Source organism: Dickeya sp. CFBP 2040 (genome assembly GCF_012273755.1).
In the GTDB taxonomy this organism is placed as follows: domain Bacteria; phylum Pseudomonadota; class Gammaproteobacteria; order Enterobacterales; family Enterobacteriaceae; genus Dickeya; species Dickeya poaceiphila.
This window is the reverse complement of the sequence record NZ_JAAVXH010000007.1, coordinates 1-22649: the sequence shown is the minus strand read 5'-3', so window position 1 is coordinate 22649 and position 22649 is coordinate 1. Positions and strand designations below refer to the sequence as shown.

Genomic DNA, 22649 nt, shown 5'->3' with positions numbered 1-22649 from the left:
TGCGCGGGGGTCTTTTTCTTAATAACGGGGATAAACGCGTGACAACAATTGTAAGCGTACGTCGCAACGGTCAGGTTGTGATTGGCGGAGACGGGCAAGCCACCCTGGGCAACACCGTAATGAAAGGCAACGTACGCAAAGTACGTCGTTTATATAACGACCGGGTGATTGCCGGATTCGCCGGCGGTACTGCTGATGCATTTACCCTGTTTGAACTGTTTGAACGCAAGCTGGAACTGCATCAAGGGCATCTGGTGAAAGCCGCGGTGGAGCTGGCCAAAGACTGGCGAACCGACCGTATGCTGCGTCGTCTGGAAGCGCTGCTGGCCGTCGCCGACGAAAATTCGTCGCTTATCATCACCGGCAACGGCGATGTGATCCAGCCGGAAAACGACCTGATCGCTATCGGCTCAGGCGGTCCCTATGCGCAGGCCGCTGCGCGCGCCTTGCTGGAGAACACGGAATTAAACGCCAGGGAGATTGTCGAAAAATCACTGGGTATTGCGGGTGATATTTGTATCTATACCAACCAGTTCCACACGATTGAAGAATTAGCCTCCAAGGCGTAAGGATCTACTATGTCTGAAATGACCCCGCGCGAGATAGTCAGCGAGCTTGATAGCTACATCATCGGACAGCACAAAGCAAAACGCGCTGTAGCCATTGCTTTGCGTAACCGCTGGCGCCGGATGCAGCTCGAAGAAAACCTGCGTCATGAAGTCACCCCGAAAAACATCCTGATGATTGGCCCGACCGGGGTGGGTAAAACCGAGATCGCCCGCCGCCTCGCCAAGCTGGCTAACGCTCCATTCATCAAAGTGGAAGCGACCAAATTCACCGAAGTGGGGTACGTCGGCAAAGAAGTGGATTCCATCATCCGTGATCTGGCGGACGTCGCCATCAAGATGGTGCGCCAACAGTCGATAGAAAAAAACCGTTATCGTGCCGAAGAACTGGCCGAAGAGCGCATTCTGGACGTGCTGATTCCGCCAGCCAAGAACAACTGGGGCCAGACGGAAGAGAACCACGAGCCGTCTGCCGCTCGTCAGGCGTTTCGCAAGAAACTGCGCGAAGGGCAGCTTGATGACAAAGAAATCGAAATCGAGCTGGCGGCCACGCCGGTTGGTGTCGAAATCATGGCCCCGCCTGGTATGGAAGAGATGACCAATCAGTTGCAGTCGATGTTCCAGAATCTGGCGGGGCAGAAACAAAAAAGCCGCAAAATCAAGATTCGAGAAGCCTTTAAGCTATTGGTGGAAGAAGAAGCTGCCAAGCTGGTTAACCCGGAAGAACTCAAGGAACAGGCGATTGAAGCGGTGGAGCAACACGGCATCGTCTTCATCGATGAAATCGACAAGATTTGCAAACGGGGCGACACTTCTGGACCGGACGTGTCACGCGAAGGCGTCCAGCGTGACCTGCTGCCATTAGTGGAAGGCTGTACCGTATCCACCAAACACGGCATGGTGAAAACCGACCATATTCTGTTTATCGCCTCCGGCGCGTTTCAGATAGCCAGCCCGTCAGACCTGATACCTGAACTGCAAGGCCGCCTGCCGATTCGCGTCGAATTGCAGGCGCTGACCACCGAAGACTTCGAACGTATTTTGACCGAACCCAGCGCCTCGCTGACTCGTCAGTATCAGGCGCTGATGGAAACCGAAGGCGTCAGCATCACGTTCCAGCCGGACGGCATTCGCCGTATCGCAGAAGCGGCCTGGCAGGTCAACGAACGTACGGAAAACATCGGCGCTCGTCGTCTGCATACGGTTCTGGAGCGACTGATCGAAGAGGTGTCCTACAGCGCCAGCGAAATGAACGGTCAAACCGTGATGATCGATGCAGATTATGTACGCAGTCACCTTGATGAGTTGGTAGCAGATGAAGATCTGAGCCGATTTATCTTATAATCTGTTCGCGGATCGCACTGATGACTCACCAGTGGGAGGCCAACGCCTCCCACTGCTGTTTTTGTTACCGTCACCAGGCTTTATTTTTCCTGCACTTAACGCGCCACAATCTGGCTAATACCATGGCCCATTGACACCATGCTCTAATTGACACCATGACCCAATCGACACATAGCAGCAAAACTCAAGCCTGGCTGGACAGCCTGCGTCCCAAGACACTGCCGCTGGCCTTTGCCTCCATTGTTACCGGCACTGTCATCGCCTGCTGGCACAGCAACTTCAAGCCGGGCGTAGCGCTATTGACGCTGATTACCGCCGGCCTGTTGCAAATTCTCTCTAATCTGGCCAACGACTATGGCGATGCGGTAAAAGGCAGCGACAAGGAAGATCGTATCGGTCCGTTACGCGGCATCCAGACCGGCGCCATCACACTGGCGGAGTTGCGTAACGCCCTGCTCATCACGGTGGTGCTGACGGCGGTGTCCGGCAGTGCGCTGGTGGCGCTGGCCTGTGAAAAGCCGGTAGATATCGTAGTGTTTCTGGCGCTCGGCCTGTTGGCGATTCTGGCCGCGATTACCTATACCGTCGGCAATAAGCCGTATGGTTACATCGGGCTGGGTGATATCTCAGTGCTGATCTTCTTTGGCTGGCTAAGCGTGGCCGGGTCGTACTACCTGCAAACCGGCCACTTCGACAGCAGTGTGATTCTGCCCGCGACAGCCTGCGGCCTGCTGGCTGTCGCCGTGCTCAATATCAATAACCTGCGTGATATCGACAGCGACCGGGAAAACGGCAAGAACACGCTGGCGGTTCGACTCGGCGCCCATAAAGCCCGCCGCTATCATATGGCGTTGCTGATGACGGCACCGGTTTGTCTGGCGCTATTTGCGATGCTGTATCTGCATACGCTGGCGGGCTGGCTGTTTATTCTGGCGCTGCCGCTGCTGGTAAAACAAGGGCGCTACGTGATGCGGGAAACCACTGCGTTCAGTATGCGCCCGATGCTGGAAAAAACCGTAAAAGGCGCGTTACTCACCAATCTGCTGTTCGCCGTGGGCGTGCTGCTAAGCTAGGTTTAGACAAGCAAACTATTTATACGGTTATACGGTTTTTATACAGGTTGGTAAAATCACGACCGATTACTGATGCGGGTCAACGCAGCGGTTGATGATTTTGCCAACAACAAACAGAAAGGGATATACTCACTCCCACACTCCCAGCGGCAATAGACGTTAATCCTATGAAATACGATACTTCCGAACTGTGTGATATCTATCATGAAGAGGTCAATGTGGTTGAACCTCTTTTCTCCAATTTTGGCGGGCGTAGTTCATTCGGCGGCAAAATTATCACGGTAAAATGCTTTGAGGATAACGGCTTACTGTTCGACGTGCTGGAAGAAAACGGCAGCGGACGCGTATTGCTGGTCGATGGCGGCGGTTCGGTACGCCGGGCACTGGTTGATGCCGAACTGGCTCGTCTGGCGACGCAAAACGAGTGGGAAGGTATCGTGGTGTACGGCGCGGTACGTCAGGTGGACGACTTATCGGAACTGGACATCGGCATCCAGGCCATGGCGGCAACACCAGCAGGTGCGGCCAGTGAAGGCATCGGCGAAACCGATATTCGGGTAAACTTCGGCGGCGTTACGTTCTTCTCCGGCGATCATCTCTATGCCGACAATACCGGTATTATCCTGTCCGAAGACCCGCTCGATCTGGAATAACCGCCAATCCCCAAGGGCGTCACCAGACGCCCTGTGTACATTCGTCAGTCTGACTTCAGCGATTACTGAACTTCTTCCATTTTACCCAGTAGCGCACGCAGACGCTCCTGCCATACCTGTTGTTCCTGCTTGAGTTGCTCGTTCTCGCGCATCAGCGCATCACGGTTGCCCGCCATACTCTCTACTTCCTGCGACAACGTATTGTTCTTCTCTTTCAGTTCTTCGATTTCCATCTGCAACAGCGTGATCGTGTCAATCGCCTGCTGAACTTTCGCTTCCAGCTTTTCAAACACTTCAAATGACATAACTTCTAACCCCTTTTGGTCGCACGGCCTAAGCCGGTTAACGCAGATGTATCACGAACAGGTGTGTCACGGACGGTATCCGCGAACAGATGTTTCACAGGCACAGGCTTCACAAATCTCATGCCGCTTTACACGCTTAAACCTGCGCCCCATTAACGGCAACGCCGGATGTCAACGCCAGCCAAATTGTATGTAGCCGGATCAGGCGTGTCCAGCGCACTACCGGTAAAACGGCGACTCTGCCTGCTTTTTCGCTCATCCGCTATCAGTACAGGCTGAAAATCGCCCGAATGACTATTAAGTAATAGTAATGTTAATAAATTCAACACTTCAATTAACATCTCTCCGGCAACTGTATGACTACTTTGCCTCTGATTACCTATGATTACGCGAATGCGCGCATTTTCTTGACGTGTCACACACATTTTAATTTCGATATTTCTCGTTTTCGAGCATTAACGATAAATTCACATCCAAAATACAAAAAGCGTCTGACCGTAAATCCTCCAGGACTGGCGAGACAGACCAAAAACGCGCAGACCATTAAACAGGCTGCGTCAACCACCATGCTGTAGCCTACAAGCAGGAACAAGGATTATGAGTCAATCTGATATTTCTACCCTTAAAGGCCAGTGCGTTGCCGAGTTTCTCGGTACTGGCCTGCTGATCTTCTTTGGCGTTGGCTGTGTAGCGGCTCTAAAACTGGCAGGAGCCAGCCTGGGGCTATGGGAAATCAGTATTATCTGGGGGTTGGGCGCCGCAATGGCAATCTACCTGACCGCCGCGATTTCCGGCGCTCACCTCAATCCGGCAGTGACCATTGCCCTGTGGCGGTTTGCCTGCTTCGATGGTCACAAGGTGTTGCCTTATATCGTCTCACAGGTCGCGGGCGCATTCTGCTCGGCGGCGCTGGTCTACGGCCTTTACCACAACCTGTTCGACAACATCGAACAGACACATAATATGGTGCGCGGCAGTGTGGAAAGCCTCGATCTGGCAGGCGTCTTCTCCACCTACCCTAACCCGCACATTTCGGTGCTGCAGGCATTTCTGGTGGAAACCGTTATCACCGCCATTCTGATGTGCCTGATTCTGGCGCTGACCGATGACGGCAACGGCATTCCGCGCGGACCGCTGGCGCCGTTGCTGATAGGCATTCTTATCGCCGTCATTGGCGCATCCATGGGACCATTGACCGGATTTGCCATGAACCCGGCGCGTGACGTCGGTCCGAAGCTGTTTGCCTACCTCGCGGGTTGGGGCAAGGTAGCACTAACCGGCGGACGTGACATCCCTTATATACTGATACCGATTTTCGGCCCGATAGTCGGGGCCAGTCTGGGCGCATTCGGCTACCGTTCCCTGATTGGCCGCAACCTGCCTTGCGATGTCTGCGCCGCAGACACCGACACCGATACAACAGCTTCCGCTCAAACCCGTAAGGTTTAACCCTATACCGCTAACAGGATTACGTTTATGAACCAGGAAAAGAAATACATCGTCGCGCTCGATCAGGGCACCACCAGTTCACGGGCTGTTGTGCTGGATCATGATGCCAACATCATCAGCGTATCCCAGCGGGAGTTCACCCAGATTTACCCCAAAGCGGGCTGGGTAGAACACGACCCGATGGAGATCTGGGCCTCGCAAAGCTCCACACTGGTGGAAGCGCTGGCGAAAGCCGGCATCAGCAGCGAAGAGGTCGCCGGCATCGGCATTACCAACCAGCGTGAAACCGCGGTGGTATGGGAAAAAGAAACCGGCAAACCGATTTACAACGCCATTGTGTGGCAATGCCGCCGTTCCGCCGATATCTGCGAAAAGCTGAAAAAAGACGGACTGGAAGAGTATATCCGCGCTAACACCGGTCTGGTGGTTGACCCGTATTTCTCCGGCACCAAAGTAAAATGGATACTCGATCATGTGGAAGGCTCGCGTGAACGCGCCCGCCGCGGCGAACTGCTGTTCGGCACCATCGATACCTGGCTTATCTGGAAGATGACGCAGGGCCGTGTTCACGTCACCGATTACACCAACGCCTCACGTACCATGCTGTTCAACATTCATAAGTTGGACTGGGACGAACGCATGTTGGATGTGCTGGATATTCCACGCGCCATGTTGCCGCAGGTACGCCCCTCTTCCGAGATTTACGGCCAGACCAACATTGGCGGCAAAGGCGGCACCCGTATTCCTATCGCCGGTATCGCCGGTGACCAACAAGCGGCGTTGTACGGCCAACTGTGCGTACAACCCGGTATGGCGAAAAACACCTACGGCACCGGTTGCTTCCTGCTGATGAACACCGGCACCGAAGCAGTGCGCTCCAAACACGGCCTGTTGACCACTATCGCCTGCGGTCCACGCGGCGAAGTGAACTATGCGCTGGAAGGCGCGGTATTCATCGGTGGCGCATCTATCCAGTGGCTGCGCGATGAACTGAAACTGATTGGCGACGCGATGGACTCCGAATACTTCGCCACCAAAGTGAAAGATACCAATGGCGTTTATGTGGTGCCGGCGTTTACCGGTCTGGGTGCACCCTACTGGGACCCGTACGCCCGCGGCGCGATTTTCGGTCTGACCCGCGGCGCTAACGCGAATCACATCATCCGCGCCACGCTGGAATCCATCGCCTATCAGACCCGCGACGTACTGGATGCCATGCAGGCCGATGCCAATACGCGCCTGCAAGCACTGCGGGTGGATGGCGGTGCCGTCGCCAACAACTTCCTGATGCAGTTCCAGTCCGACATTCTGGGTACGCGCGTCGAACGCCCGCAAGTGCGTGAGTCCACCGCATTGGGTGCCGCGTTCCTGGCTGGTCTGGCTACCGGTTTCTGGAATGATCTGGACGAAGTGAAGAGTAAGGCCACCATTGAGCGAGAATTCCGCCCCAGCATCGAAACCGTGGAACGCAACTTCCGCTATCGCGGCTGGCAAAAAGCGGTGGAACGTGCGCGAGCGTGGGAAGAACACGACGAATAAAATCACCACTATCCTTGATCGGGCGCGGCTATCGCGCCCTTTTTCTTTCCCGCGCCGTCACCTGTCCTCTGCCATGCCTGTGTTACCATGATGTCCCTAACTATTCCTCTTCCCCGTTCAGGACAGGTATCCATGAAACGTGAATTAGCCATCGAATTCTCTCGCGTTACCGAAGCAGCAGCACTGGCCGGTTACAAATGGCTGGGACGCGGCGATAAGAACGCCGCCGACAACGCCGCCGTGCAGGCAATGCGCATCATGCTCAATCAGGTCGATATCAATGGCCGGATTGTCATCGGCGAAGGTGAAATTGACGAAGCACCGATGCTCTACATCGGCGAACACGTGGGTACCGGCCACGGCGACGCGGTAGACATCGCGGTTGATCCGATTGAAGGCACCCGTATGACCGCCATGGGGCAGGCTAACGCGCTGGCGGTGCTGGCTGTGGGTGAACAGGGCGCCTTCCTGCACGCACCTGACATGTACATGGAAAAGCTGATTGTCGGCCCTCAGGCCAAAGGCGCTATCGATCTTAACCAACCGCTGGAAGAGAACCTGAAACGCGTTGCAGAACGACTGGGCAAGCCGCTTTGTGAATTGACTGTCATCACGCTGGCTAAACCACGTCATGACAAGGTCATCGCCAAGATGCAGCAGTGGGGGGTAAAAGTCTTCGCCATTCCGGATGGCGACGTAGCCGCCTCTATTCTGACCTGTATGCCGGAAAGCGAAGTCGATGTGCTCTACGGCATCGGCGGCGCGCCGGAAGGCGTGATTTCGGCGGCAGTAATCCGCGCACTGGACGGCGACATGCAAGGACGCCTGCTGGCCCGCCATCAGGTGAAGGAAGATAACGCAGAAAACCGCCGGCTGGGCGAGCAGGAACTGGCACGCTGCCGTGAAATGGGGATTGAAGCGGGCAACGTGCTGGCGTTGGACGATATGGCGCGCAACGACAACGTCATATTTTCCGCCACCGGCATCACCAAGGGCGATCTGCTCGATGGCATTTCCCGCCGCGGCAACATCGCCACTACCGAAACGCTGCTGATCCGCGGTAAGTCGCGCACCATTCGCCGCATCAGCTCCACCCATTATCTGGATCGTAAGGATCAGGCGCTGCACGACTTTCTGCTGTAATCACGGCAGGGTATGCGCAACACGGCATGAATTGTTTCACTGTTGTTAATAGATCGCGTATCGTAGGGTCTGGCTGCGTGCAGCCATGTGACACCCGGTAGATCAAAAAAGGAGCAGAGAACCATGGCAGAGTGGGTGACCGGCAAAGTTATTCAGGTTGAACACTGGACGGAAAATTTATTCAGTCTGCGGCTGGAAGCGCCGGTGGCGCCATTTACCGCCGGGCAATTCGCTAAGCTGGCGCTGGAACTGAACGGCGAGCGGGTACAGCGCGCCTATTCTTACGTCAACGCCCCCAACGACTCGCTGCTGGAGTTCTATCTGGTCAACGTGCCGGATGGCAAGCTCAGTCCGCATCTGCACCGTTGCCAGCCGGGCGACAAAGTGCTGGTGACACAGGAAGCCGCCGGTTTTTTCGTACTCGACGAGATTCCGGACTGTGAAACCCTGTGGATGCTGGCAACCGGCACCGCCATCGGTCCGTATTTGTCGATTTTGCAGGAAGGGCGTGGTCTGGAGCGGTTCAAACACATCGTGCTGGTACACGCCGCCCGTTTTGCCAGCGACCTGAGCTATCTGCCGTTAATGCAACAGTTGGAACAGCGCTACAATGGCAAGCTCCGCATCCAGACCGTCGTCAGCCGCGAGGAGCAGCCCGGTTCGCTCACCGGTCGCGTGCCAGCACTGATTGAAAGCGGCGCGCTGGAAGCAGCGGTCGGCCTGCCGATGGATGCGGCGACCAGCCACGTTATGCTCTGCGGCAACCCGCAGATGGTGCGAGATACCCAGCAGTTGCTCAAAGACACGCGGCAGATGAGCAAACACCTGCGCCGTCGCCCTGGGCATATGACCAGCGAGCACTACTGGTAACTGAGGATAACGGGCAATAGCGGGTCAAAAAAAGCACGGTACTCAGGAAGCGCGGAGCCGCAACGGTTCCGCCACCGGTCCGAAACGGTTGGTGCCGATGGTTCCGACGAACGCGCCGCAATCCAGCAACATCATTACGGTAATCAGCGTCGGCAGAAAACGCTCCACTACCCACTGACCAAGCGGCGGCAGTATTGACCAATTGCCGTTGCCCAACATCCAGGCCACCACCAGCAATAACGCCCACCAGCCACTTTTATTGCGATCATGCAATCGCTTGACCAGTATCGCCGTCAACGGCCACATCAACACCACCAGTATAAATGCGGCCTTCTGGGTTTCCAGCCAGCCGGTACCGGCCAATACGAATAATCCCACCATCAACGCCAGCACAATAATCATCCCTAACCAGAAATCCCGGCGGCCAACACGGCCACGAAACGAAAAACACCATTGTTGTATCGTCATCACTTTTCATCCCCGAATCGGTTCTACGGGCACGAGTTTACCTTAAGTTACACCGTGTTTTTTAGCGCGCGTTTTGACAATCGAACCCGAATCCCGCTTTAATCACACAGCACGCCAACGATAAGTGACGATAGTACGTAAAGTGATGATGAAAAATGCCCTGCTAATTGTTTGCTGTCTGTCTGCTGGCCTACTCTGCATTCCATCTGCCAGGAGTGAAAGCCTGTTCCAGCCACAAACCCCAGCTGCCGCGCCTTATCTGCTGCCTGGCTCACCCACGTTCGACATGAACATCGTACAGTTTCGCACCCGCTATAACCTGAGCAACCCCTCATTACCGATTGGCGAATACCGGGTGGTGGATACCGGTGATGATTCGCCCAATCTGACGCGCGCAGCCAGCCGCATCAACGACCATCTGTATTCATCCACCGCGCTGGAAAAAGGCACCGGTAAGATCAAAACCATGCAAATTACCTGGCTGCCCAAACCTAAAGACACCGACCAAAACGGGCGACGCAAACAGGCTATCGGCTACATGGCGGCGCTGATGCGCACCTTTATGCCATCGTTGACCAACGAGCAAAGTCTGAAAAAAATCGAAACATTGCTGGAAAAAGGCAAAGGACAGCACTTTTATCAGCAAACTGAGGGCGCATTACGCTATGTTGTGGCGGATCATGGAGAAAAAGGGCTAACCTTCGCTGTTGAACCGATTAAGCTGGCGCTATCTGATTCGTGATCACATCGAGAATTAGGCACGAAAAACAGAGCCACCGCGCCATTTCAACTTTATACTATCGTCAGTTTTGTATCATCGTCAGAGTGGCTGTCTGACGCAGCCATGTATTGATTAACTGGCAATTCGCCTGGAGGAAACAAGATGCGACACCCCTTAGTCATGGGCAACTGGAAGCTGAATGGCAGCACTAGCATGGTTCACGAACTGATTGCCGGCCTGCGCAACGAACTGAGCGCCGTCACCGGTTGCGACGTAGCCATCGCGCCGCCAGCTATTTATCTGGATCAGGCGAAACACCTGCTGGCAGGCAGCCGTATTGTACTGGGTGCCCAGAACGTGGACGTCAACCTTGCTGGCGCCTTCACCGGTGAAACCTCCGCCGCTATGCTGAAAGATATCGGTGCCAAATACATCATCATCGGCCACTCCGAACGCCGTACCTATCACCATGAAAGCGACGAGTTCATCGCCAAAAAATTCGCCGTGCTGAAAGAAACCGGCCTGATTCCGGTACTGTGCATCGGTGAAACCGAAGCGGAAAACGAAGCCGGCCAGACTGAAGCCGTTTGCGCACGTCAGCTGGATGCCGTGCTGAATACGCTGGGTGCGAAAGCGTTCGAAAACACCGTGATTGCCTACGAGCCAGTCTGGGCCATCGGCACCGGCAAATCCGCTACCCCGGCGCAAGCACAGGCGGTGCACAAATTTATCCGCGACCACATCGCTAAACAGGATGCAGCGGTAGCCGAGCAGGTTATTATTCAGTACGGTGGGTCAGTGAACGCTGCCAACGCCGCCGAGCTATTTACCCAGCCGGACATCGACGGCGCACTGGTTGGCGGCGCGTCGTTGAAAGCCGATGCCTTCGCCGTTATCGTCAAAGCCGCCGCTGAAGCTAAAGGCCAGGCTTGATTCCTGCCCGAACATCACACACGGCTCCAGACTGGAGCCGTTTTTTTATATCTTTTTCCCACCGACTCCGTCTGCATTCATTATTTTGTCATTTTTCCCGTCTAGGTTTTACCAGTCGTGTTTATTTGTTTCTTAATTCAACCAAGAGTGAATAACAATGATCCGTAAAACCCTGCTCTCTTCCCTGATGATGACGCTTATTGCTGGCAGTGCACTGGCCGCCAGCGCCGATTACCAACGTCAGGCACAAGGCGACATCACTCAGCCCGGTGGTGCTCGCCGACTCAGCGCCGACCAGACCGAGATGCTGAAAGCCTCGCTCAATGCGAAAACCGCCAAAAACGTGATTCTGCTGATTGGCGACGGCATGGGCGATTCGGAAATCACTGCCGCACGCAACTATGCGCTGGGCGCAGGCGGGTTCTTCAAAGGTATCGATGCGCTGCCGCTGACGGGTCAGTACACCCACTACGCGCTGGACAAGAAAACCCGCAAACCAGACTACGTCACCGACTCCGCGGCGTCAGCCACCGCGTGGTCCAGCGGCGTCAAAACCTACAACGGCGCACTGGGCGTGGATGTAGACGGCAAAGACCATAAAACACTGATTGAAATTGCCAAAGCGGCGGGCAAAGCCACGGGTAACGTCTCTACCGCCGAACTGGAAGACGCCACACCCGCGGCAATGGTGTCGCACGTCACCTCCCGCAAATGCTACGGCCCGGAAAAAACCAGCCAGCAGTGCCCGACCAACGCACTGGAAAACGGTGGTCGCGGCTCGATTGCTGAACAGTTGCTGGTCACCCGTGCTGATGTCACACTGGGCGGCGGCGCTGCCACTTTCAAAGAACTCGCCAAAGCAGGTAAATATCAGGGGAAAAGCCTGAAAGAACAGGCGCAAGCACTGGGTTACCACATCGTGACGGATCTGGATGGCATGAACGCGGTTAACGCCGCCACACAGAGCAAGCCGGTACTGGGGCTGTTCGCCGACGGCAACATGCCGGTGCGCTGGCAGGGGCCACAAGCCAGCTACCACGGCAACCTGGATAAACCGGTCGTGACCTGTGAGCCGAATGCCAAACGCAGTGCCACCGTACCGACGCTGGCGCAAATGACCGATAAAGCGATCCAGTTGCTGAGCAAGAATAAAAACGGTTTCTTCCTGCAAGTTGAAGGAGCGTCTATCGACAAGCAAGACCACGCCGCCAACCCATGTGGTCAATTCGGCGAAACCGTCGATCTGGACGAAGCAGTGCAAAAAGCGCTGGAATTCGCCCGTCGTGACGGCAACACGCTGGTGATTGTCACCGCCGACCACGCCCACTCCAGCCAGATCATCGAAAACGGCGCCAAAGCACCGGGCCTGACGCAGGCGCTGAACACCAAAGATAACGCAGTGATGACCATCAGCTACGGTAATTCAGAAGAGGAGTCACAAGGCCACACCGGCACGCAGTTGCGCATCGCCGCCTACGGTCCGCACGCCGCTAACGTGGTTGGCCTGACTGACCAAACCGATCTGTTCTACACCATGAAAAACGCGATGGGGCTGAAGTAATTCCAACATCCGACAACGTAACCGTCGATCCGCAGCAACCATCACCACCTCCCAAGGAGGTGGTGATGGGCTGATAATACAAAAGGCAGGTACTAAACCTGCCTTTTACCAAACAAACAATGGGTTAAATTACACCGGTTTCACCGCCGGAATTTGCTGCGTAATACAGTGGATATTGCCGCCGCCCAGCAGGATCTCGCGGGCCGGAACGCCACTTATCAGGTAGTCGGGGAACATCTGTTGCAACAACCCATGGGCCTCGGCGTCAGTGCGCTCATCCAGCAGCGGATAAATAATCTGCTGATTACTGATCAGGAAATTGACGTAAGACCCCGCCAGCCGCGACCCGGCGTTACGCTCAATGGCATTGCCTTCGGTCACGCCCGCTGCTTCTTCCGGCGTGGCATACAACGGACCCGGTGCCGGCAGTTTCCAGATTTTCAGCGCCCGACCTTTGGCATCCTTCACCTGCGACAACACCTGATACGCCGCCTGAGAACGAGCGTACTGCGGGTCGGCTTCATCATCCGTCCAGTGCAACGCCACTTCGCCGGGGCGCACAAAACAGCACATGTTGTCGATGTGACCATCGGTTTCGTCGTTATAGACGCCCTCTTCCAGCCAGATAAAAGCAGAAACACCGAGATAATCCCGCAGTAACTGCTCAATCTGCGCTTTGTTCAGGTGCGGATTGCGGTTCGGGTTCAGCAGGCACTCAGCGGTAGTCAGCAGCGTGCCTTCACCATCAGTATGGATGGAGCCGCCTTCCAGAATCAGCGGAGCGGCGTAACGCGCATCACCATGATACGCCAGCACCTGCGCCGCCACATTCTCATCACGACGCCAGTCTTCATACAAGCCGCCCAGCGTGCCGCCCCAGGCGTTGAACTGCCAGTGTATGCCACGGCGTTCACCGGCGCTGTTCAGCACTACGGTTGGCCCGGTATCACGCACCCAGGCATCATCGCTTTCCATCTCCACCAGCATGACGCCAGCCGGCATCACGCCTTTGGCCAACGCCATCTGGTCACGCGGCACGCCCATGATAACCGGCGTGGTTTGCGCAATCGCGGCAGCGACAGCGGCGAAGGTGCGCTGGGCGGGAATAGCGTCACCTTCGGCACGCCAGTTGTCGCGCCGATACGGCCACAGCATCCACACTGCGTCGTGCGGCGCCCATTCCGCCGGCATGGAGAAACCGTCCTGCAACGGCGTAGTCAGTTCAGACATCAACTTATCTCCAGGTCTTGCCGTCAGAAGTCCCGATTACGCCGTACATATCCGGACGACGATCACGGAACAGCCCCCAGGCCGCGCGCTGAGCGGCAATCGCCTCCAGATCGAACGCGTGTACCAGCACCGTTTCATCGGTCTTATTGGCCTGTGCCACCAGCGCACCAGTTTGATCGGCAATGAACGACGAACCGTAGAAGGTCATTTCCAGACCGTCGATGTACTTGCTGGCTTCGGTGCCGATACGGTTGGACGCGATAACCGGGATCAGGTTGGCGGCGGCATGGCCCTGCTGTACGCGAGTCCAGTGCGGCTGGCTGTCGATGTCCGGGTACGCCGGTTCAGAACCGATAGCGGTCGGGTAGAAAATCAGCTCGGCGCCGTTGAGCGCCAGGCAGCGAGCGGTTTCCGGGAACCACTGATCCCAGCAGATGCCCACACCCACTTTGGCGTAGCGGGTCTGCCACACTTTGAAACCGGTGTCGCCCGGAATAAAGAACTGTTTTTCCTGATAGGCGGGGCCGTTAGGAATATGGGTTTTGCGATACACGTCCAGTACGCTGCCGTCGGCGTCAATCATCACCAGCGAGTTGTAGTAGGCGTTATTGGCGCGTTCGAAGAAGCTCAGCGGCAGCACCACGGCCAGTTCAGCCGCCAGGGCGGAAAAGTGTTGGATAAGCTCGCTGGTTGCCAGTTCCTGCGCCAGCGCATAATGCTCCGGACTCTGGTCAATGCAGAAATAAGGCGCGGCAAACAGTTCCTGAATCAGAATGATTTGTGCCCCTTGAGCATGAGCCTGACGCACCAGCCGTTCGGCGTTTTCGATATTTTTTGGCAAATCCCAGGTGCAGGCCATCTGCGTGGCGGCAACGGTAACTTTTGTCATGCGAAAACCTCAATAATTTCTGTATGGGTGCTCATGCCTGCGCCACCAGCGGCGTGGGAATAGCAAGAGACGGGTAAAAAAGTGTAGATCAACAGCTCACCCTGCGCCCGGCGAACGCCGTCATACGTTACGCCGCAGAGCAGCGACATTATGCCAGCGAATCATGACGGTGAGGATGTGCGTTTCCTTTCGTTACCGACTGCCGGCACACACATCGTTCACCGCTGGATTGGCCGTTTTCTGTTTCCCAATAAGAAATCCCGCCCAAAAGAGCGGGATTTGCTTGTGCGCCCCGGCCACGCCGGGCGTACATCAGAACAGCTTCTTGGCGGTATTCAGCCAGTCGCCTTTGAACGGGCGCTTCATGTTCTCGATAGCGTCAATAATATCATGATGGACCAGTTTTTCATTCTGAATCCCGACGCAACGGCCACCATAGCCTTGCTGCAACAGTTCAATCGAGTACGCGCCCATGCGGGACGCAAGGATACGGTCATAAGCCACCGGCGAACCACCACGCTGAATGTGGCCCAGTACAGTAGCACGGGTTTCGCGCCCGGTTTCTGTCTCAATATAGTGCGCCAGTTCGTCCACATCGCACACCAGTTCGGTAATCGCAACAATAGCGTGTTTCTTCCCTTTGGCGATGCCGGCTTTAATCTCTTCCACCAAATCTTCTTTTTTGAAGTCTACTTCCGGCAACACAATGAACTCGCAACCGCCGGCAATCGCGGCGGCCAGCGTCAGGTCGCCGCAGTGACGCCCCATCACTTCCACGATGGAAATGCGCTGGTGGGAAGACGAGGTATCGCGCAGGCGGTCAATCGCCTCGACCACGGTTTCCAGCGCAGTGAAGTAACCAATGGTGTAATCGGTGCCCGCCACATCATTATCAATGGTGCCCGGCAAACCGATGCAGGGGAAACCCATTTCGGTCAGGCGTTTGGCCCCCATGTAAGAACCATCACCACCGATCACCACCAGCGCATCCAGACCATGCTTTTTCATGTTGTCCACGCACACCTGACGTACCGCTTCTTCGCGGAACGCAGGGAAACGGGCAGAGCCAAGGAACGTGCCGCCGCGGTTGATCACATCCGACACGCTATAGCGGTCCAACTGCTCCATGCGATCTTCATACAAACCCTGATAGCCATCATAGATGCCGTATACGTCCAGGTTTTCCGCTAACGCGGCACGCACTACGCCACGAATAGCCGCATTCATCCCCGGCGCATCGCCACCGCTCGTCAGTACTCCGATTTTTTTAATCATGACAACCTCTGGATTTGTAGATGTAAATTCGCAGATTCTTCTGTCTTCAGGCTCACAAGACAAAGCCTAACCGTTTATCAACATAGTATAACAAATACGCCTAGCTGAATTGATTCAGGTCAGTCTCTCGGTCCACTAAAAATCTACCGTATATCACATTTTTACAACATAGTTATGGCGCAGATAAAGCCTGGCAGCTATAGCTCCCAACGGCCTCGTTGTTCTGGCGGCACCACCGAAACAGGGTCCTGATGGATAATAATGTCTGAACCGGGAAAGCGTTTGAGCAATGCCTGCTCCAGTTCGTCCGCAATCTGGTGTGATTCCACCAGCGGCAGGTTGTCCGCCATTTCCAGATGCAACTGGATAAAGCGAGTCGGGCCAGAGCGGCGGGTTCGCAACTGATGCGCTCCACTGACGCCCGGCCACGAGGACACGATAGTGACGATCTCCTGCCGCTCGTCATCCGGCAGCGCTCTGTCCAGCAGCACCTGAATGGCATCGTAGGCCATACGCAAGGCACTGCCTAAAATATAGACGCCGATCCCCAGAGCAAACACTGCGTCGGCCCAGGTGATGCCTTTCCAGCTCAGCACCAGCGACAGCAGGATCGCACCATTCATCAGGACATCCGACTGGTAGTGCAACATGTCGGCCCGTACCGCCTGACTGTGGGTTTTACGGATAACCCAACGCTGGAAACTCACCAGCAGCCCCGTCGCCACCAGCGCAATAATGGTTATCCATATCCCCAGTTCAGCCCCTTGCAACGGCTGCGGAGTCATCAGATGTTGGGCGCCGGTCAATAATAAAAACAGCGCCGAACCGGAAATGAACATGCTCTGCGCCAGCGCGGCCAGCGACTCGGCTTTGCCATGCCCGAACGTATGCTCCATATCAGCAGGTTGCAGCGAATAGCGAACCACCAGCAGATTGACCAGCGACGCCGCGATATCCACCAACGAATCCACCAACGACGCCAGCAAACTGACCGAACCGCTGTACCACCAGGCGTACACCTTCATGCCAAACAGCGATAATGCCATGGCGGTAGCCAAAAAAGCCGCGGTCGTCACCAAACGTGCGTAATAAGAATTCATACACCACTCCATTCAAGCGAGGGAGCCAGTATACCGAATTCCAGTACGGGAAAGCTGTGACAGTTTATTTCCGGTTTCCCGATAAATGCCAATTGCTGGCATACGTGCGATGTTTGCTGATGACAGGCTTATGGCTTGCGCAGTATTTTCTGCAACCGCTCCTGTTCCCAGCGCGACCAGCGATCAACACGAACTCCTCACCACACAGGATAAGGTCTACCCGGAACAGTTGGTTGAAATGCTGTGGCCGGGCAGAACGTGTCTGGTTACGCCGCAGGAGGAACAGGCCAGGTGATATCGGGTGCGCTCTGTGCATCAATGGCGTCAACTTGTTTCATGTACTCGCGCCAGCGCACTAAACGGCTTTTATCATCATCAGAAATCACGCCCAGCAAGAGATCAGTCTGCCAGTTTGCTATCATTTTTTGTGCTTCTGACAATAGCTGCGTTTTTCGTAGCGTAGCGTCCGCAATATATTCATCCCGGCTTTTTTCAGGTGGCGTAAATACACCGTCAGAATACAGATAACCGACACCGACACGTTCTGATGAAATATCGATTAACGCGCCATTCTGCGGCTTCCAGTCAGCCCCAACATCGCTATCCCAGACTACGGTATTCATCACCACACCGTTTTCGATTACCGCGTATATTTTACTCATGCTGAATACTCCACAATCATAATGACGCCATTACCACCATTACCACCTTTAGTAGCAGGCTCACCTGGCATCTCATACCCACCACTACCACCAGAACCATCGATACCATCGATCCCTGCAATCGAACTATTCGACGTTAGTGGTGGAGCACCGAATGAAAAAACAGAATCGCCGCCTGCACCGGATTCATGACCGCTACTGAAAAAAATCGCAGGCGTACCTGAGCCGCCAAAACCCGCGACAAGATTCCCACCAGATGCATTCCCTCCACCACCATTACCAATCAGAACGGACATACCGATTGCGATTGCAATACCGTTAGCCCCCCTCGCTCCACCGATCGCCGTCATTAACGTTCCAAATTTCGTCGCGCCACCAAACCCCGGCTCATTTACCCCATCTACACCGCCCATGCCGCCAGCACCGACCTCCAGATAGATCAACGCAGGAATATCACCTTTACGGTAAAAAGATCGTGCCCAGCCGCCAGCACCACCGCCGGAACCTGCCGAGTGATAATTCTGTGGGGACGCCGCCGCTGCACCGCCGCCGCCACCCGCACCACAGATGGTGACATCAATAGCAGACACATCATCAGGCCATTGATAATTCTGGCTTGAGGTGATTTTTTTTATGCGCAGGATACGGCCTGCAAAACGATTTTCTAAGCCCAAGTTTTTGACAAATTGAGTCGGTTCCTGAATATCAGCACCGTTCTGATTTTTATCCATTTTTCCTGATAACCCGGCAGCAACAAACGCCGTGGTTGCCAGTTGTGTCGTACTCGTACCTGCCACGGCAGTCGGTGCCGCAGGAGTACCGGTAAATGCCGGGCTTTCAATCGGCGCATACTGCTTATGCGGATTAACGGCGGCGACATGGTCAGCCAGCAAGGTATCGGCATAACGCCGTGTCGCCAGCGCCACCGTTGGGTCAAACTTCAGTGTTATTGCATCGGTGCGGCTGACAATCAGGATCATGCGTACCGTTTGTACCCGGCCCGACCCTTCCTTCAGTTCCGGCTTATAGGTTTCCGGGCAGTTACCGAGCGCAATCAAGTCACCATCCACATCGTACAACCCGATTTCACGCAGCCAGAATCCCCCTTCATTTTCCGGGATCACTTGCTCGGCAATCATCTGATTGGTGTTGTCCGGGTCAACCGTTAGCGAGTTGATAACCCCACGTCGCTTTTCATTGACCAATTTGGTTTGCAGCGGATCGGGGGTGGGGAGTACGCCGTTGCCATCTCCCACCCCCATTTGCACCAGTTCCAGCGATTTTCCCGCTGCTATCGCCGCCGCCAGCTTTTTCTCACCCACCTGGGTGAGCAAGGTAAAATATTTAGTCCCCATCGATTCTCTCATCAGCATGAATGTAAAGGAAAAAGTCAGGCAGCAGCAGAGAAATAAGAACACAGCAAGTGCTCACCGTCCTGTCTGCCTTGTGACAACCATTATGCTGATAGCGAGTCAAATCACCCGCTCATACGGGTGTGGCGGCGATGGCACAACAAGGCTATTGATGCCTGCCAGCAGCACGATAAAAATCCGATAATCAGCAAGGAGATACGTCAGAAGAGATCAATAAAAAAACACCCGTTCGGAATAACAGAACATGGTTATTCCGAACGGGTATAGCCCTAAATCAGTTTGCGGGTATAGTCGGCCAGTCGATATCCGGCGCCAGAGACAGATCAATACGACTTAACTGTACCAGATAGATTTTCCAGCTTTTAAGCGCCTGGGTTTCCTGCTCGGTGGCGATGTCCAGTTCCTGCGCATAGGTCAGCTCACGGATACGCTCATGCGCCGTCTGGCGACGGCTTTCACACTCCTGTCGGGCCGCCTGTAGCAGGCTTTCCCGGTGCGCTGCGGTATCCGTTACCCATTGTGCGCCATCCCAACAGTCAAACTTGCTGGCTGGCGGCAGCAAGGTCAGGCGGGCGGGCAACGCTCCCAGCTCAATCACCACGTGCGGCTGACGCGTCTGCGTGTCGTAAACGGTCTGCCCACGTAAATCCGGCACCCATTCCCACTGCAGGCCATCAGACGAACGCCGTAGCGCCTGCCCTTCCGCCACAGGCTGCGGCGGCTCATCAGCATAGCTGTGCGCGGGAATCCCTGTTCCCGGCATCAGATATTCGTCACTGTAGCCATCGTACTCACGGGTTGCAGCATCCACGTGGTACACCCGCAACCAGCCTGCCTGAGTGGCCAGCCCATCTGCCGCCAGCACTGCGCGCACGTCCTGTGTTGATATCGTCATCATGCCGCCCTCACAATGTAGTTAAAGGCGATGTTGCGGGGGCGAGCCCCTCCAACGAGAAAAGTATTGTATCTGTTCAGAGGGCGGCCAGCGCCTGGGTCAACAGGTTTGTTTGCGCTGTTATTTGAGTAAGCATAATCGTTCCACACGTATGCGTAGCCTTTTAGTGCAGGCCCATAATCAGAGTCACTAATTGTGTCTGTCTGCATTGCGTCATTGAACTCTGCTACCGTTGCTATATTTGGCGTAGAGCCTTCAACCACGAGAAGTTGTGCAGCATCAGGCCCAATGCTAGCGGTGATTAGAGATGGGGACTGTGGTGATAGCAGACCCCTTCCCGCATCTACCGCTCTCCCATCATCCCAACCGCGAATAAACTCACCGCGCAAATCCGGCAACACACCGGACGGATAGACCTGCGCCAGCCGGGGATAGACAGTTTTATCAAACGACTGGCCGTTACATTTCAGCCAGCCCGCCGGGGCGGTCGCCTGCGGCCAGGGTTGCGGAATACCGACAAATTCACTGATCAACAGATACTGCGAATGGGGGTTGGGCTCGGCAAGATGCCCCGCCAGCAGCGTATCCGCATAACGCCGTGTCGCCAGCGCGACTGTCGGGTCAAATTTTAGCGTTACCGCATCGGTACGGCTGACAATCAGGATCATGCGTACCGTCTGTACCCGGCCCGACCCTTCCTTCAGTTCCGGTTTATAGGTTTCCGGGCAATTGGCTACCGCAATCAAATTGCCAGCCGCATCATACAAACCAATTTCACGCAGCCAGAATCCGCCTTCATTTTCCGGGATCACCTGCTCGGCAATAATCTGACCGGGATTATCAGGGTCTACACTCAAGGAATTAATCACCGCCCGGCGCTTTTCATTCACCAATTTGGTCTGCATCGTATCTGGCGTCTGTAATACCCCACCGCCATCCCCAACGCCCATCTCGGTAATTTCCAGTGGCTTTCCGGTTGAGATTGCTTCCGCCAGTTTAACCTCACCGATACGGGTAAGAATCGTAAAGTATTTGGTTCCCATCGTTTCTCTCGTCTGCGTCAATTAAAAAGTTGGTCAGCGGCAGCAAACATGGTGGTTATGCAAATATCCAATGTTCGTTCTGCTTTCTGACAACCATTATGCAAACACCCCGAAAATATTACCTGTTGATGACGTTGTCTCTGCCATGGCACAACAAGCCGGTAAAATAAACCCGCCATTAAGGCGGGAAACGTCAAAAAAAGAGGACACGGTGAATACGGCTTAACTACACCAGATAGAACGAGTGAATTGATACCTCCAGTCTTCCCGGTACTCACCGGGCTACATATTCGGTTTCTCCGGCCAGCTAACATTCGGCGCAGTAGAGATGTCTACTGCCTTCACGGCTTTGATGTATTGCATCCATTCAACCAGCTTCGCTTTATCCCCGTCAGCAATGATGTCCAGTGCAAGTTCTGTTCGCCAGTCGGCAGTCAGGTCATTCGCCGTTGAAAGAAGTAGTTGTCGTCTTGCCTCGGCTTCTCTAATCAGTTGCATCTGCGATGGTGCGGGTTCATCAACCCAGATAAGCCCACCCTCGACGTATCCCAGCATTTTTCCCACTGGCTGATTAACCGGGCTGAACCGCACGGCATCGTCATCGCCGATTTCTATCCCATCTGATGGCCATGTACCTGCACGTTCATAATCAGCATAAAGCTGTGCGGGATAAATAACATTCTGCGAGGGTGAATAAACGCTATTAATTTTTTTCATATCAGTATCCTATAGCCAGATAGCCAACAGTTATCCCCGTCAAAGCATTGCCCGTGACAGAGTCTACAAAGTTGATGTTCGCCGTAGTTCTGTCAAAAACATTCGGTGTAGCAACCCACCGTACCCCTAACGCGTTGTACACAATCCCAATCAGCGCGATGGTCGTTGTAGGGAACGGAATAGGGTAGCTTTTCGTAAATCCCCCCATGCCACTCAATACACCATAATCGAACTGCACAATGTGACCTGTCGGCAATCTGAATGCATTATTGCTGCCGGTTGAAAAACTATGCATATCAGGTAGTTGCCCAACCCCAGTGCCTACGTTTTTTTTCGCCGCGGTTCCTAAACCAAGGTATTCGAGAAGCGCAGCAACGGATTTTCCTGACAATGCAGTCAGCGTGTTGTCCAGCGGCTGTTTGCCCGCCAGTGCGTTCGTGATTGTGGTGGCAAAGTTTGGATCGTTACCCAAAGCGGCTGCCAGTTCATTCAGCGTATCAAGTACTTCTGGAGAAGAGGCAACCAGTGCTTCAATAGCGCCTTTAACAAATGCGGTCGTTGCCAGCTGACTATTGCGGGTTCCTGCAGCCGCCGTTGGCGCAGTCGGCACCCCCGTCAGCGAGGGACTTACCAGCGGTGCATATTGCGGATGGGGGTTACTGGCAGCAAGGTGTTTTGCCATCAGGTCATCGGCATAGGCTTGCACCTCAATCGCCTTGTCATCAACAAACTTACGCGTTGCCAGCACCACTGCCGGGTCAATGCTCAATGACACAGCCTGAGCATGACTGACGACCAAAATCATGCGCACGGTTTGTACACGGCCAGAGCCTTCCTGCA

Annotated in this window: 24 protein-coding genes; 11 read left to right on the top strand and 13 right to left on the bottom strand. The window is 54.9% G+C overall.

Going from position 1 to position 22649, the window contains the following annotated elements; genetic code table 11:
- Window positions 1-38 precede the first annotated feature (38 nt).
- The 4 genes from hslV to rraA all read left to right on the top strand — a co-directional run bounded on the left by hslV (window position 39) and on the right by rraA (window position 3636).
- Window positions 39-569: an ATP-dependent protease subunit HslV gene (gene hslV, locus Dpoa2040_RS00985; RefSeq protein ID WP_042873713.1), complete on the top strand. Its 531-nt coding sequence runs from the start codon at window positions 39-41 to the stop codon at window positions 567-569.
- Window positions 570-578: 9 nt separating this feature from the next.
- Window positions 579-1910 carry an HslU--HslV peptidase ATPase subunit gene (gene hslU / locus Dpoa2040_RS00980; protein ID WP_168639981.1) on the top strand — a complete coding sequence of 444 codons (1332 nt, stop codon included), beginning with the start codon at window positions 579-581 and terminating at the stop codon, window positions 1908-1910.
- A 155-nt stretch (window positions 1911-2065) separates the two neighbouring features.
- A complete protein-coding gene (locus tag Dpoa2040_RS00975) occupies window positions 2066-2983 on the top strand; it encodes a 1,4-dihydroxy-2-naphthoate polyprenyltransferase (protein WP_042867780.1) in 918 nt (305 codons plus the stop codon).
- A 167-nt stretch (window positions 2984-3150) separates the two neighbouring features.
- Window positions 3151-3636: a ribonuclease E activity regulator RraA gene (gene rraA / locus Dpoa2040_RS00970; RefSeq protein WP_012767894.1), complete on the top strand. Its 486-nt coding sequence runs from the start codon at window positions 3151-3153 to the stop codon at window positions 3634-3636.
- Between the two features lie 62 nt (window positions 3637-3698).
- On the opposite strand, the gene zapB is transcribed toward rraA, so the two are convergent.
- Window positions 3699-3941: a cell division protein ZapB gene (gene zapB / locus Dpoa2040_RS00965; RefSeq protein ID WP_042867778.1), complete on the bottom strand. Its 243-nt coding sequence runs from the start codon at window positions 3939-3941 to the stop codon at window positions 3699-3701.
- A gap of 136 nt (window positions 3942-4077) precedes the next feature.
- Window positions 4078-4200 carry a hypothetical protein gene (locus tag Dpoa2040_RS18455; protein WP_256376368.1) on the bottom strand — a complete coding sequence of 41 codons (123 nt, stop codon included), beginning with the start codon at window positions 4198-4200 and terminating at the stop codon, window positions 4078-4080.
- A 338-nt stretch (window positions 4201-4538) separates the two neighbouring features.
- Here Dpoa2040_RS18455 and Dpoa2040_RS00960 point away from each other — a divergent pair, with 338 nt between their 5' ends.
- The 4 genes from Dpoa2040_RS00960 (at window position 4539) to fpr (ending at window position 8942) form a co-directional block, all read left to right on the top strand.
- The gene (locus tag Dpoa2040_RS00960) at window positions 4539-5390 is read left to right on the top strand and encodes an MIP/aquaporin family protein (RefSeq protein ID WP_042867774.1); all 852 of its coding nucleotides are present in this window, start codon (window positions 4539-4541) and stop codon (window positions 5388-5390) included.
- Window positions 5391-5417: 27 nt separating this feature from the next.
- On the top strand, window positions 5418-6929 hold the full coding sequence (gene glpK / locus Dpoa2040_RS00955; protein WP_042867772.1) for a glycerol kinase GlpK: 1512 nt from the start codon (window positions 5418-5420) through the stop codon (window positions 6927-6929).
- A gap of 132 nt (window positions 6930-7061) precedes the next feature.
- Entirely contained in the window at window positions 7062-8072 is a 1011-nt protein-coding gene (gene glpX, locus Dpoa2040_RS00950) for a class II fructose-bisphosphatase (protein WP_168639980.1), read from the top strand.
- Window positions 8073-8195: 123 nt separating this feature from the next.
- A complete protein-coding gene (gene fpr / locus Dpoa2040_RS00945) occupies window positions 8196-8942 on the top strand; it encodes a ferredoxin--NADP(+) reductase (protein ID WP_168639979.1) in 747 nt (248 codons plus the stop codon).
- Between the two features lie 42 nt (window positions 8943-8984).
- Here fpr and Dpoa2040_RS00940 read toward each other — a convergent pair whose 3' ends face one another.
- Complete coding sequence (locus Dpoa2040_RS00940) at window positions 8985-9410, bottom strand: DUF805 domain-containing protein (protein ID WP_168639978.1); 426 nt, start codon at window positions 9408-9410, stop codon at window positions 8985-8987.
- Window positions 9411-9558: 148 nt separating this feature from the next.
- Between Dpoa2040_RS00940 and Dpoa2040_RS00935 the strand changes: the two genes are divergently transcribed.
- The 3 genes from Dpoa2040_RS00935 to phoA all read left to right on the top strand — a co-directional run bounded on the left by Dpoa2040_RS00935 (window position 9559) and on the right by phoA (window position 12625).
- A complete protein-coding gene (locus tag Dpoa2040_RS00935; protein WP_128569802.1) occupies window positions 9559-10152 on the top strand; it encodes a DUF1454 family protein in 594 nt (197 codons plus the stop codon).
- Between the two features lie 141 nt (window positions 10153-10293).
- Window positions 10294-11064 (top strand): triose-phosphate isomerase, encoded by a 771-nt coding sequence (tpiA, locus tag Dpoa2040_RS00930; RefSeq protein WP_168639977.1) that lies wholly within the window; start codon window positions 10294-10296, stop codon window positions 11062-11064.
- A gap of 157 nt (window positions 11065-11221) precedes the next feature.
- Entirely contained in the window at window positions 11222-12625 is a 1404-nt protein-coding gene (phoA, locus tag Dpoa2040_RS00925) for an alkaline phosphatase (RefSeq protein ID WP_168639976.1), read from the top strand.
- A 129-nt stretch (window positions 12626-12754) separates the two neighbouring features.
- Here phoA and aguA read toward each other — a convergent pair whose 3' ends face one another.
- From aguA to Dpoa2040_RS00875, 10 genes are all read right to left on the bottom strand, one after another.
- Window positions 12755-13855: an agmatine deiminase gene (gene aguA / locus Dpoa2040_RS00920; protein ID WP_168639975.1), complete on the bottom strand. Its 1101-nt coding sequence runs from the start codon at window positions 13853-13855 to the stop codon at window positions 12755-12757.
- 4 nt (window positions 13856-13859) lie between these two features.
- A complete protein-coding gene (gene aguB, locus Dpoa2040_RS00915; protein WP_168639974.1) occupies window positions 13860-14744 on the bottom strand; it encodes an N-carbamoylputrescine amidase in 885 nt (294 codons plus the stop codon).
- Window positions 14745-15056: 312 nt separating this feature from the next.
- Complete coding sequence (gene pfkA / locus Dpoa2040_RS00910) at window positions 15057-16019, bottom strand: 6-phosphofructokinase (protein WP_042867755.1); 963 nt, start codon at window positions 16017-16019, stop codon at window positions 15057-15059.
- 197 nt (window positions 16020-16216) lie between these two features.
- Window positions 16217-17119: a CDF family cation-efflux transporter FieF gene (gene fieF / locus Dpoa2040_RS00905; RefSeq protein ID WP_168639973.1), complete on the bottom strand. Its 903-nt coding sequence runs from the start codon at window positions 17117-17119 to the stop codon at window positions 16217-16219.
- Between the two features lie 266 nt (window positions 17120-17385).
- Window positions 17386-17781, bottom strand: coding sequence for a tail fiber assembly protein (locus Dpoa2040_RS00900; protein ID WP_042867746.1), 396 nt, complete (start codon window positions 17779-17781; stop codon window positions 17386-17388).
- A complete protein-coding gene (locus Dpoa2040_RS00895; protein WP_168639972.1) occupies window positions 17778-19136 on the bottom strand; it encodes a phage tail protein in 1359 nt (452 codons plus the stop codon). Before Dpoa2040_RS00895 ends, Dpoa2040_RS00900 begins: the two co-directional genes overlap by 4 nt.
- Before the next feature lie 292 nt (window positions 19137-19428).
- Complete coding sequence (locus tag Dpoa2040_RS00890) at window positions 19429-20049, bottom strand: tail fiber assembly protein (protein WP_168639988.1); 621 nt, start codon at window positions 20047-20049, stop codon at window positions 19429-19431.
- Window positions 20049-21092: a phage tail protein gene (locus Dpoa2040_RS00885; RefSeq protein ID WP_168639971.1), complete on the bottom strand. Its 1044-nt coding sequence runs from the start codon at window positions 21090-21092 to the stop codon at window positions 20049-20051. The genes Dpoa2040_RS00890 and Dpoa2040_RS00885 overlap by 1 nt, the downstream gene beginning before the upstream one ends.
- 282 nt (window positions 21093-21374) lie before the next feature.
- Window positions 21375-21809 (bottom strand): tail fiber assembly protein, encoded by a 435-nt coding sequence (locus Dpoa2040_RS00880; protein ID WP_168639970.1) that lies wholly within the window; start codon window positions 21807-21809, stop codon window positions 21375-21377.
- 1 nt (window position 21810) lies between these two features.
- A partial coding sequence (locus tag Dpoa2040_RS00875) for a phage tail protein (RefSeq protein ID WP_168639969.1) occupies window positions 21811-22649 on the bottom strand: 839 nt, incomplete at its 5' end.

Bases quoted from the DNA above. Each gene is read 5' to 3' on its own strand.
- hslU (WP_168639981.1), top strand. From the start codon at position 579: ATGTCTGAAATGACCCCGCGCGAGATAGTCAGCGAGCTTGATAGCTAC.
- Dpoa2040_RS00975 (WP_042867780.1), top strand. From the start codon at position 2,066: ATGACCCAATCGACACATAGCAGCAAAACTCAAGCCTGGCTGGACAGC.
- rraA (WP_012767894.1), top strand. From the start codon at position 3,151: ATGAAATACGATACTTCCGAACTGTGTGATATCTATCATGAAGAGGTC.
- zapB (WP_042867778.1), bottom strand. From the start codon at position 3,941: ATGTCATTTGAAGTGTTTGAAAAGCTGGAAGCGAAAGTTCAGCAGGCG.
- Dpoa2040_RS18455 (WP_256376368.1), bottom strand. From the start codon at position 4,200: ATGAGCGAAAAAGCAGGCAGAGTCGCCGTTTTACCGGTAGTGCGCTGG.
- Dpoa2040_RS00960 (WP_042867774.1), top strand. From the start codon at position 4,539: ATGAGTCAATCTGATATTTCTACCCTTAAAGGCCAGTGCGTTGCCGAG.
- glpK (WP_042867772.1), top strand. From the start codon at position 5,418: ATGAACCAGGAAAAGAAATACATCGTCGCGCTCGATCAGGGCACCACC.
- glpX (WP_168639980.1), top strand. From the start codon at position 7,062: ATGAAACGTGAATTAGCCATCGAATTCTCTCGCGTTACCGAAGCAGCA.
- fpr (WP_168639979.1), top strand. From the start codon at position 8,196: ATGGCAGAGTGGGTGACCGGCAAAGTTATTCAGGTTGAACACTGGACG.
- Dpoa2040_RS00940 (WP_168639978.1), bottom strand. From the start codon at position 9,410: ATGACGATACAACAATGGTGTTTTTCGTTTCGTGGCCGTGTTGGCCGC.
- Dpoa2040_RS00935 (WP_128569802.1), top strand. From the start codon at position 9,559: ATGAAAAATGCCCTGCTAATTGTTTGCTGTCTGTCTGCTGGCCTACTC.
- tpiA (WP_168639977.1), top strand. From the start codon at position 10,294: ATGCGACACCCCTTAGTCATGGGCAACTGGAAGCTGAATGGCAGCACT.
- phoA (WP_168639976.1), top strand. From the start codon at position 11,222: ATGATCCGTAAAACCCTGCTCTCTTCCCTGATGATGACGCTTATTGCT.
- aguA (WP_168639975.1), bottom strand. From the start codon at position 13,855: ATGTCTGAACTGACTACGCCGTTGCAGGACGGTTTCTCCATGCCGGCG.
- aguB (WP_168639974.1), bottom strand. From the start codon at position 14,744: ATGACAAAAGTTACCGTTGCCGCCACGCAGATGGCCTGCACCTGGGAT.
- pfkA (WP_042867755.1), bottom strand. From the start codon at position 16,019: ATGATTAAAAAAATCGGAGTACTGACGAGCGGTGGCGATGCGCCGGGG.
- fieF (WP_168639973.1), bottom strand. From the start codon at position 17,119: ATGAATTCTTATTACGCACGTTTGGTGACGACCGCGGCTTTTTTGGCT.
- Dpoa2040_RS00900 (WP_042867746.1), bottom strand. From the start codon at position 17,781: ATGAGTAAAATATACGCGGTAATCGAAAACGGTGTGGTGATGAATACC.
- Dpoa2040_RS00895 (WP_168639972.1), bottom strand. From the start codon at position 19,136: ATGGGGACTAAATATTTTACCTTGCTCACCCAGGTGGGTGAGAAAAAG.
- Dpoa2040_RS00890 (WP_168639988.1), bottom strand. From the start codon at position 20,049: ATGACGATATCAACACAGGACGTGCGCGCAGTGCTGGCGGCAGATGGG.
- Dpoa2040_RS00885 (WP_168639971.1), bottom strand. From the start codon at position 21,092: ATGGGAACCAAATACTTTACGATTCTTACCCGTATCGGTGAGGTTAAA.
- Dpoa2040_RS00880 (WP_168639970.1), bottom strand. From the start codon at position 21,809: ATGAAAAAAATTAATAGCGTTTATTCACCCTCGCAGAATGTTATTTAT.